At 63.0% G+C, this 9,707-nt stretch carries 13 protein-coding genes and 1 pseudogene; 6 read left to right on the forward strand and 8 right to left on the reverse strand.

The window, feature by feature from the left end; translation table 11 throughout:
- The 4 genes and pseudogenes from MOV75_RS15720 to MOV75_RS15735 form a co-directional block, all read right to left on the reverse strand.
- Positions 1-165 (reverse strand): annotated as a pseudogene (locus MOV75_RS15720) (TerC family protein); the annotation flags it as partial.
- Positions 162-524 (reverse strand): hypothetical protein, encoded by a 363-nt coding sequence (locus MOV75_RS15725; protein ID WP_246926249.1) that lies wholly within the window; start codon positions 522-524, stop codon positions 162-164. The pseudogene MOV75_RS15720 and the gene MOV75_RS15725, both read right to left, overlap by 4 nt.
- 2 nt (positions 525-526) lie before the next feature.
- Positions 527-1,000 (reverse strand): TerB family tellurite resistance protein, encoded by a 474-nt coding sequence (locus MOV75_RS15730; protein ID WP_247006146.1) that lies wholly within the window; start codon positions 998-1,000, stop codon positions 527-529.
- 268 nt (positions 1,001-1,268) lie between these two features.
- The gene (locus MOV75_RS15735) at positions 1,269-1,655 is read right to left on the reverse strand and encodes a nuclear transport factor 2 family protein (protein WP_246926245.1); all 387 of its coding nucleotides are present in this window, start codon (positions 1,653-1,655) and stop codon (positions 1,269-1,271) included.
- Between the two features lie 137 nt (positions 1,656-1,792).
- On the opposite strand from MOV75_RS15735, the gene MOV75_RS15740 reads away from it, so the two are divergent.
- From MOV75_RS15740 to MOV75_RS15750, 3 genes are all read left to right on the forward strand, one after another.
- Positions 1,793-2,620 carry a class II glutamine amidotransferase gene (locus MOV75_RS15740; RefSeq protein WP_247006147.1) on the forward strand — a complete coding sequence of 276 codons (828 nt, stop codon included), beginning with the start codon at positions 1,793-1,795 and terminating at the stop codon, positions 2,618-2,620.
- Between the two features lie 19 nt (positions 2,621-2,639).
- Positions 2,640-3,869: a carboxylate-amine ligase gene (locus tag MOV75_RS15745; RefSeq protein WP_247006148.1), complete on the forward strand. Its 1,230-nt coding sequence runs from the start codon at positions 2,640-2,642 to the stop codon at positions 3,867-3,869.
- Positions 3,870-3,932: 63 nt separating this feature from the next.
- Positions 3,933-4,118: a hypothetical protein gene (locus MOV75_RS15750; RefSeq protein ID WP_247006149.1), complete on the forward strand. Its 186-nt coding sequence runs from the start codon at positions 3,933-3,935 to the stop codon at positions 4,116-4,118.
- A gap of 13 nt (positions 4,119-4,131) precedes the next feature.
- Here MOV75_RS15750 and MOV75_RS15755 read toward each other — a convergent pair whose 3' ends face one another.
- Positions 4,132-4,434: a hypothetical protein gene (locus tag MOV75_RS15755; RefSeq protein ID WP_247006150.1), complete on the reverse strand. Its 303-nt coding sequence runs from the start codon at positions 4,432-4,434 to the stop codon at positions 4,132-4,134.
- 376 nt (positions 4,435-4,810) lie between these two features.
- Between MOV75_RS15755 and MOV75_RS15760 the strand changes: the two genes are divergently transcribed.
- A complete protein-coding gene (locus MOV75_RS15760; protein ID WP_247006151.1) occupies positions 4,811-5,950 on the forward strand; it encodes a glucuronate isomerase in 1,140 nt (379 codons plus the stop codon).
- Between the two features lie 18 nt (positions 5,951-5,968).
- Here the strand turns inward: MOV75_RS15760 and MOV75_RS15765 are convergent, their stop codons facing one another.
- A complete protein-coding gene (locus MOV75_RS15765) occupies positions 5,969-6,172 on the reverse strand; it encodes a hypothetical protein (RefSeq protein WP_246926233.1) in 204 nt (67 codons plus the stop codon).
- 429 nt (positions 6,173-6,601) lie between these two features.
- On the opposite strand from MOV75_RS15765, the gene MOV75_RS15770 reads away from it, so the two are divergent.
- Positions 6,602-7,609 (forward strand): alpha/beta fold hydrolase, encoded by a 1,008-nt coding sequence (locus tag MOV75_RS15770; RefSeq protein ID WP_246926250.1) that lies wholly within the window; start codon positions 6,602-6,604, stop codon positions 7,607-7,609.
- A 35-nt stretch (positions 7,610-7,644) separates the two neighbouring features.
- Positions 7,645-7,794: a hypothetical protein gene (locus MOV75_RS15775; protein WP_246926231.1), complete on the forward strand. Its 150-nt coding sequence runs from the start codon at positions 7,645-7,647 to the stop codon at positions 7,792-7,794.
- Positions 7,795-7,808: 14 nt separating this feature from the next.
- Here the strand turns inward: MOV75_RS15775 and gor are convergent, their stop codons facing one another.
- Both gor and MOV75_RS15785 read right to left on the reverse strand, forming a co-directional pair.
- Positions 7,809-9,197: a glutathione-disulfide reductase gene (gene gor, locus MOV75_RS15780; protein WP_246926230.1), complete on the reverse strand. Its 1,389-nt coding sequence runs from the start codon at positions 9,195-9,197 to the stop codon at positions 7,809-7,811.
- A 46-nt stretch (positions 9,198-9,243) separates the two neighbouring features.
- The coding region (locus tag MOV75_RS15785; protein ID WP_247006152.1) for a DUF2059 domain-containing protein at positions 9,244-9,707 on the reverse strand (464 nt) is incomplete at its 5' end.

Consider the following 9,707-nt stretch of genomic DNA (forward strand, 5'->3'; position numbering starts at 1 on the left):
AGTAGCGGAGGCGATGCCGACGATGATGGCACGGCGACGCTGCTCGGCCGGCAACCCCGCCGCGGCGAGACCGATGACGACGGCGTTGTCGCCGGCGAGCACAAGGTCGATCAGGATGACCTGAACCAGCGCGGTCAGGGCGTCGGAGGTGATGAATTCAGTCATGATTGATCATTTTTCGGTGCAGACGGCTCGAGCCATTGCGGCTTCTTCCGCTCGATCCAATCCAGGACCTTCGAACGTGAGGAGCGCAGCGCAGGCACGTCCTCGGCAAGCAGCGCGAGGCCGAGCGGCAGCATCCAGACGCCGAGAATCGGCAAGAAGGAAAGCACGCCGCCGACGATCAGCAGCGTGCCCGAGGGGATTCTCACCCAGCGACTGGACGGCTTGAGCAGATAGGTGAAGGTGTCGCCCATGCGCGGCGGCAGGCGGTGGACGAGCTTGTCGAGGCGCGGGTCACCGCCGGCCATCTGGCCGGTGGTGCCCTCGGTTTTCGTCGCGCGCTCGTCCGAAACTGTGCTCATGCTTACTCCTTCAAGGCGGCCTGCCGTTCGGCGCCCGCTTCACTCGGCACGACCGGCTTCGCGCGCGGCAGCACCAGCGTCAGCAAGCGCAACAATTTGATCGCCTGCACTTCATGGGGATGGACGTCCTCATCCGCCGCAGCAACGCGCTCCGACAGCTCCATCAGATGGGACGAGAGCGGCAGATTCGAAACCGGCCGAAGCGTGTCGATCACGACATTGGCAAAGTCCGGCTCCTCGAGCCGTTCGGCGAGTTCATCGAATATCGCATAGAGTCGTTCATCCGGAATGTGCGGCGCCAGCTTGCGATCCCTGATGAAACGGATCACCTCGTCGCGCTCGACCGGCGAAACGCGCCGGTCGGCAACTGCAACCAGCGCCCCGACGATCACCAACGCGACCGCGGCCTGTTCGTTCAGGCTGGACGGTTCCGTAATCTCGATCTCGATCGGATTTGAGGATTTGACGGCAGACATCGTTGCTCCCTTAACTTGCGAAATGGCCGCACGGAGCTGCGATGGGGACGAATGGTCGGAGAGAACGAACAGGGGCCCGACGATCGGCCAATCCATCGCATTCGCGCGGGACAGGTCATCCGACATCACGAGGTTTGCCGACATCGTCGGCGTCCTCGCCAGAGGGGCCCGGATTCTTGTTCGCTCCAGAAATAGAGGTGGGTCTGTCGGAATCAAGGCGGCACGACTGCGACCAGCCGCCGCATCGGTTCCATGTTGGCGAGTTTGGTTAAGCAGTCGTGCGAGGCTCGACCAGATGCGCCCGCGACGGCGCAGGATCGAACCGATCGCCGAAATATTGCGTCTCGTGCGCCACCAATCCGTCGCGGAATTCCATGATGCTCACAACATACGACGGCACCCCGTCATAGCTCAGCACGAATTCGCTCACCCAGAGACCGCCGCCGCCAACGATCCGTCGAACCGTGAAGCGTTTCTGGTTCGGCTGCACCAACCGGCTCTCCTGAATGTTCCTGCGACCGCGGATGCGCTCGCCGGACTGCGGATAATCGAGCACCGCATCGTCGCGATAGATGTCATGCTCGGCCTCGAAATCATTGGCGTCCGAGACGTCCCAATGGCGCTGAAGCGCGGCCAATATGGCTTGATCGTTCATCTCGGTCTCCGATCTCGACGTCCCGCATCTTAACACCGAAGTCGCTCTGGTCGTGATCACTGCTTCGCGCCGGGAACCACGAGGGCGGCACGTCGGTTAGTGCAACTCACGACCCATCCGCCGTCTTCAGGAACCTCATGTGCCGCTGGATCGCATACCGAGGCGAGACCACCTCGTTCGAACCTTACGTCACCGAACCCGAGCATTCTCTGGTCGCGCAGAGCATCCGCTCGCTTCAGTCGACGGCGGGCTCGAACGGTGACGGCTTTGGTCTGGGCTGGTACGGCGAGCATCCGGAACCGGGTCTTTATCGCGAGACGCGCCCGGCGTGGTCGGACGAGAACCTGCGTTATCTCTGCCGCCATCTGCGCTCGCATTTGTTCTTTGCCCATGTGCGCGCAGCCACCGGCACAGCGGTGACGCGGCAGAATTGCCATCCCTTTGCCTGCGGCCACTGGATGTTCATGCACAACGGATTTGTCGGGAGCTGGAATCGGCTGCGGCGCAAGGTCGAGGCGCTGATCCCCGATGCTTTTTATCCATCGCGGCTGGGCACGACCGATTCGGAAGCCGTGTTCCTGGCGATGATGGGGGCTGGCCTCGACGGCGACCCGCTCGGCGCGACGCGGCGCGTGCTGCAAGCCCTCGTCGGGCTGGTCAATGAAGGCCAGCTCCGCGAACGGCTGCGCTTCACCAGTGCGATCGCCAACGGCAAGGATCTCTACGCCTTCCGTGTTGCGGTCAACGATGCCGCGAACACACTCTATTTCCGCGAGGACGGCGGCCAAGTCATCGTCGTGTCCGAACCCTTCGACAAGGAATCGGACTGGACCGAAGTGCCGCCGAATCACGCGTTGATCGCGCGCGCATCCGAAAGCGTGAAGATTGTTCCCTTCGACCTTGCAATTTCCAGTGAGTGCGACGCGGAACCCGCTACTGTCAGAAGGATTATCGCCCGCAGGTAATACCTCGCCGGGTGGCCCAATGGCATTTGCTCCGGACGTTTTGAAACTGCTGCGCCTTGATTCCTCTCACGACAAGCAGCACCTCGTCATTCGCTCTGCCGGCGGCGGTGGCAAGGCGGCTGAATATTCCTTCGGCATCGAGGAGGAGTACTTCCTGGCTGATCGCCGCAGCTTCGAGGTCGCGATCCAGACTCCCAACGAGCTGTTCGAATCGGCGAACTGGTCGACCGGCGGTCAGGCCATGCGCGAGATGCTGCAATCCCAGCTCGAGGTCGCCACCAACGTTCACATCGACGTCAACGACGCCCGCGAAGAGCTCCGCTTCCTGCGGCGCGAAGTCGCGAACGTCGCCGCGCAATATGGGTTCGTGATCATGGCCTGTGGCACGCATCCGACAGCGGTCTGGCGTATGTCGCAGCCGAGCCCGAAGCCGCGCTATGAGGAGATGATCGAGGATCTGCGCAGCATCGGCCATCGCAACATGATGTGCGGCATGCATGTGCATGTCCAGTTGCCCGATCCCGAGAAGCGCATGGCGGTGATGCGAGCGATGCTGCCGCATCTGCCGCTGTTCATCGCGCTGTCGGCATCCTCCCCGTTCTGGAATTCGCACAAGACCGGGCTGAAGGGCTACCGGCTCGCCGCCTATTCCGAGCTGCCGCGCACCGGCCTGCCGGAATTGTTCGAGAGCAGGCAGGACTACGACGAATATGTCGGCGCCTTGCAGCGCTCCGGCGTGATACCCGACGAGAGCCACATCTGGTGGGCGATGCGTCCTTCGATGCGGCACCCGACACTCGAGCTTCGTGCGCCCGACACCTGCACCTTGGTCGAGGACGCCGTCGCGATCGCTTCGCTCTATCGCTGCCTGACGCGCCACCTCCATCTGCGACCTCATTTGTCGAAGGAGGTCACGGTGGTCGAACGCGCAATTGCGGTGGAGAATAAATGGCGCGCCCAGCGCTACGGAACCGATTGCATCTTTGCCTCCAAAGACGGACCGGTCACGATTTCGGAGATGCTGTCCCGAACCATCGACGACACCGCCGAGGATGCGGACGCACTAGGCTGCGCCGCCGAGATCGAGCACTGCCGGACCATTGTGGATCGCGGCAGCTCGGCGGAATTCCAGCTTCGCGCCTATCGCGAAAACGGCGACGACATCGCAGCCGTGTCACGATGGATCGCTACATCAACGATCTCAGGAACGAGCGCGCCCATCGGGCGCGGTGCCCCGGCGCCGTCATAGCGCCCGCGCAAGCTTCGCGAACGAGAACGTCATTTCTGGATTTGATACGCCATAGAGGAATGCATGACTGACATCGCCTGGTGCGCCGGTTGCGGCCACAGCCTGGTCCCGATCCTGTCCGAGAACGGCCGCGCGCGGCCGAATTGCTTCTGGTGCGAGGGCGTCGACGCGCGGACCATGGACATGGCAAAGTGGGCGGACAGCCCGGCCGGCAAGCCGGATCGGGCCGCGCCTCACGCTTTTGATTGAGGCGCCCTCCCCGTCAAACCCGCGCCACCACACGCGGACGGAACACGGATTCGGCGGTAAGCGCCGCGACCGGTTTTCGCGTTGGCCGCCGCCGCGGGATGAAGAAACTGTTCACGAGGATTGGCTCATGATCGCCGAGCGCAGTCCGCTCCTTCGCGAGCAGGCTCATGACCTGGCGCATCTTGATGACCTCCTGCGCCACGAAGCTGCAGTCCTCATCACGGTTGATCTGCTCATGCATGATTGCTTCAGCTTCGCGCATGCTGACGCGGAGCGCTCTGATGGTTCTGCGGATTTCGTTGATGCGGTTGTCCATGGCTGCCTCCATCTCGGTCGCAACATAAGAACAAAACATGAACACTTTGTCAATCGCATCCGGGCCGGGACGCGACGTTATCGTTAAATCCCGAAGGCGCCGGACCGATCGGGCACCGCCGCCGCTGCACGCCCGCTGGCGAGGCTTGCCGACAAATTAGACAGCTCCCGTCGCTGCCCCCTGAGCCGAGCGTCCCTGGCACGCGTCCGACGATCACAACAAGCCGTCGATCTAACCTCCCGTGCAACCACCGGATTTTTTCTGAACCGTTGCGCCCGCATCGCGGCGCCAGCCCCGCTTGCCGCTTTGCAGACCAACTGGCCCAAAATTCGCAATGACGTTGTCAGCGAAGCAACGAGGCGGAGCGGAGAACGTCATGAACGTGCATGCTGCGGGCGATCTCAAGACGACCGGCCTCACCCATCCGAATGGCGCGCCGCTTCGCCTCAACACCCAGGACTTCGTCGCAATCGATCGCGACCGGAATGCGACGTTCGAGGCGACGTATCGCCCGCAAGCACTCTACAATCGCGCCAACGAAGGCTTTCACGCCAACAACGAAACCTTCCTTCTCCACGAAGTCGCGACCAATCTACCGATCTACCGTCCCGACACCGGTCCCACCGACTTCCATCTGCATCTGCCACCCGGCGGCTTTCAGCTCGTGCTGGTCACCTCGGGCGCCTTCACCTTCGACTATGACGGACGCTTCTACAATGTCGGCCCCGGCGCGGTGATGCTGCAAAGCGCGATCGTGCATCGTCAGCTGTTCTACACCTGGTCAGGATTGTCGACCGAAGAGAATCTGAAGACGCCGCAGACGGTGGTGCCGGATCCGATCTCGATGGGCTATTCCGGCAAATTTCTCGAAGCCTTCATCACCGATCCCACCACCTTTCCGAATCCAACCATCGTGGGTCCCGATCAGATCGTTGAAGCTGAAACGCCGCGCGTAGCCTGGAGCCATCCGCTGCACGATCGCCCGGCCAATGCCAGCTTCTGGCTTCAGGATCCCCTGGCGCTGGATGCACTGTTCAAGCCGCTCGCGGACGGCTCGATCAAATCGGCGCTGCCGGTTTACGTGCGCGATATCGGCATCGAGGCCCCGAGCGGCCAGCTCGTGACCGGCCACATCATCGCAACCGATCCGCGCGGCCGGTCGCTTCTGCCGAAGAGCACATCGGCATCCGCGGACGCCGCCTCGTTCGCCAAGGGCGAGGTCGTGATCTATCGCGTCGTTCGCGGCACGGCCGAGTTCAAGAACAAGGCCGGCGAGACCTTCGAGCTCGCCGCCGGCGACGTCGTGACCGCGGGGAAGAGCTCGATCAGCCTTGTCGCGGTCGGCGAGAACACGCAGGTGCTCCGTCTCGGCTTGCTCAAGGGCATCGACAACCTCCGCAGCTGGACACCGACGCAGCGCGATGAGATCGACGGTCTCGCCGGCCAGATCATCACGCGGAAGGACATGCGTCCCCTGCGGACCGAAGGCAAGCCGGTCGGGTATTTGTACGGCTGAATGCAGAAGTCCCGTTGGCTATTCCGGGACCCGGCGCCCCGGAAAGGTCAGGCAGGCATTGATATCGACGGCCATCGCGTTGCGGTGTGCTTTGTTCAAGAGCGCGTCTCGCTCCGCACCGGGTTCAAGGCGCGCAGCCTGCTCGCGCAATCTCACCGCATCGGCCGCAAGACGCTCGGCAAGTGAACTCGCCTGACGGATGCGGCTGCGCTTCTCTGTCATGACAAATGTCCTTGCGGTGCGTTGGGAGAGTCGAGGTCGGTCAAGCCCGCGCATTGTCGGGCAAAGGGCGCACAACCGACGGGAATCGCGCCGCTGTAGCGTCTCTCGGCCACTGGCGCTGTCGTGTATCGTGCCAGCGATGCATTGCATGTGGGGTCTCGATCGCCATTCACCAGAGCGCGGCGCTGAAAATACGCTCCGGGCGCCCGGCCTGGCCGTGCTCGGACACGCTCGACGCGCCGATGAGCGATGATCTTGCGGGGCTTCCGCTTAAGTGACAGCTTACTCCCGTACCAATCCCGCAGGAATTAGGAACATATCGCGGCCTCTCCTGTTGCGTCTGCCCATGGATGCATGCGTCCCTAAGATCAGGCCAACGGCGTACGCTCCCTTTCTTCTCATCCAGTGATCTTCACCGAAAGTTCTCAGATGCGCATACTTAAGAGACGTTCGCCAAGCTTGGCGGCCACGAGCCTTCGCGTTCTTGCAGAAAATCCGGTAGCGTCCGCGATTGCCGCGACAGTCGCCTTGATGGCCACGGCTGCGGTCGTCAATCGAAAGCTGGCCGACAAGGCTCAACGCGAGAACCCGCCGCAGGGACGCTTCATCGACATCGACGGTGTTCGCTTGCACTATGTGGAGCGCGGTTCGGGCCGCCCGTTGGTCTTGCTTCACGGCAATGGCAGCATGATCCAGGATTTCGAATCGAGTGGTCTGATCGATCTTGCCGCCAAGGACTATCGCGTCATCGTGTTCGATCGTCCGGGATTCGGCCACAGCCTGAGGCCCCGAAACGTCGCATGGACCCCTGCGGCGCAGGCCGACCTCTTCAGGGATGCGCTAGCGCACCTTGGCGTCGAAAAGGCGATCGTGCTCGGGCATTCCTGGGGGGCGTCGGTCGCGATTGCCTTGGCAGGCAGGCACCCTTCGATGGTCGAGGCGTTGATCTTGGCGTCGGGGTACTATTTCCCGACGGCCCGCACCGACGCGATGATGGCGATGGCGGGGCCGGCGATACCTGGATTCGGCGATATCCTCAGCCACACGATTTCCCCGATCGTCAGTCGCCTGATGTGGCCGTCAATGCTCCGGCAACTGTTCGGGCCACGATCCGTCCCGCAAAAATTCGATGGCTTTCCGAAGTCACTGGCCGTGCGTCCATCGCAGCTTCGTGCCGCCGCGGCCGAGGCCGCGTTGATGGTCCCTGCCGCAATTCTGTCGGCGAAGACCTATGGCGAACTGGCCATGCCGGTCACCATCCTCGCCGGCGAGCAGGATCGCCTCATCGACATCGACGAACAGTCCGGTCGCCTCCATGAGGAAATCAGGCACAGCAAGATGCGGCGCGTCGCGAGCGCAGGTCATATGATCCAACAGTCGGATACGGCCGACTTGATGGCCGCAATCGACGAAGCCGCGGCAGAAACGCTGCATTGATTTGAGATGTATGAAGCTGTCGGAAAGGAACGACCATGGCCCCGAAAATCAAAGAGCGGACCTGCCCGGCGTGCAGCGGAACGGGCTTTCCTCTGTCCCTGGAGGCGGCTGCGCCGGGCCGCAAAGTCTACCCGGTCAAATGCCAGGTCTGCGAAGGCAAGGGCAAGATCACCGAACCCGAGTGAGGCGAACCTTAGGCCTACTCCGCGGCCTGGCGCACGTGGCGCGCGGTCGGCGTGCGCATGGTCACGAGCTCTTCGGCCGCGGTTGGATGCAGCGCGATCGTCGCGTCGAAATCGGCCTTGGTCGCCTTCATCTTCACCGCGATCGCGACGACTTGCGTGATCTCGGCGGCGGCATCGCCGACGATATGGCAGCCGAGCACGCGATCGGTCGCGCCGTCGACGACGAGCTTCATCAGCACGCGGGTGTCGCGGCCGGACATCGTCGCCTTGATCGGGCGGAATGAGGTCTTGTAGATGTCGACATGGCTGAATTGCGCGCGCGCCTCGGTTTCCGTCAAACCGACGGCGCCGACCTCCGGCTGCGAGAACACCGCGGTCGGAATGTTGGCGTGATCGACCCTGACCTCGCGCTTGCCGAACACGGTGTCGGCGAAGGCGTGGCCCTCGCGGATGGCGACGGGCGTCAGGTTGAAGCGATGGGTGACGTCGCCGATCGCATAGATGCTGTCGACCGAGCTCCTGGAGAAATGGTCGACCGCGATGCCGCCGTTGCCCGGGTTGATGGCAACATCGGCCTTCTCCAGCCCGAGATTGGCCACCGCCGGGTGGCGACCGATCGCGAACATCACCTGGTCGGAGGCGAGGCTCGATCCGTTCGACAGATGCGTGGTGAATTCCTCGCCATGGCGGTCGACCTTGCTCACCGTGCAGCCGGTGAGAATGGTGATGCCCTGCTTCTCCATCTCGGCACGAACGTGAGTCCGAACATCCTCGTCAAAACCGCGAAGGATGTTGTCGCCGCGATAGATCACGGTGACGTCGGAGCCGAAGCCGGCGAAGATGCCGGCGAATTCCAGCGCGATGTAGCCGCCACCCTGGATCACGATCCGTCGCGGCAGCTTTTTCAGGTGGAACGCCTCGTTGGAGGAGATCACGTGCTCGATGCCGGGGATCGAGGCGCCGTGGTTGGGCGCGCCGCCGGTGGCGATCAGGATGTATCTCGCGGTGATCTTGCGGTCGTTTTCGAGCAGACGGACGGTGTGCTTGTCTTCGATCACCGCGCGGCTCTTGACGATCTGCGCGCCCGACTTCTCGACATTGGCGGTATAGGCCGCCTCCAGCCGCGCGATCTCCTTGTCCTTGTTGGCGATCAGCGTCGCCCAGTCGAAGCTGGCGGGCGGAACGGTCCAGCCGAAACCGGCGGCGTCCTCGAGTTCGTGACGGAAATGCGAGCCGATCACGAACAGCTTCTTCGGCACGCAGCCGCGGATCACGCAGGTGCCGCCCATGCGGTACTCTTCCGCGATCGTCACGCGGGCGCCGTATCCGGCCGCGATGCGGGCGGCACGCACGCCGCCCGAGCCGCCGCCGATGACGAAGAGGTCGACGTCGAATTCAGCCATTGTCCACTCCGACCTCTTTCAGAAACTACCGATCAGATAGGATCGATCAGATCTCCTTGCCACGCTTGCGCATCTCGGCGCGGAAGGCCCCCATCACGGTCTCGGCGAAGTTCTGGGCCCAGGAATTCATGAAGGCCATGCTGAGCCCGATGGCGCGCGGCTCGGCGTCGATCAGCTTCTTGCCCAGCGGCGACTTGTAGAAGGCCACGAGGTCCTTCAGCTCCTGCTCGGTGAACTCGCTGGCATAGATCTGCGCCATGCCATCGCCGATCTCGTTCTGGCGGCCGTTGAGCTGCTGGGCGACGATCGGGGCGACCTCGTTGAGGTCCTTCTGGTAATTGAGGTTCTGCTGGGTCAGCGCGATCTTGGTCTTCTCGACGAGACCAGGCACGGCGCCCGCGTACATCGCGGTGGCGTTCTTGATCTGCAGAATCTCCTTGGCCGCCGCAATCGCCGCGGGCGAGGCTTTGGGCTGCGCGGGTGCGGCGGCAGCCTTGGGCGCCGCCTGCT

Origin of the sequence: Bradyrhizobium sp. PRIMUS42 (assembly GCF_023006515.1) — a bacterium.
Taxonomy (GTDB): Bacteria; Pseudomonadota; Alphaproteobacteria; order Rhizobiales; family Xanthobacteraceae; genus Bradyrhizobium.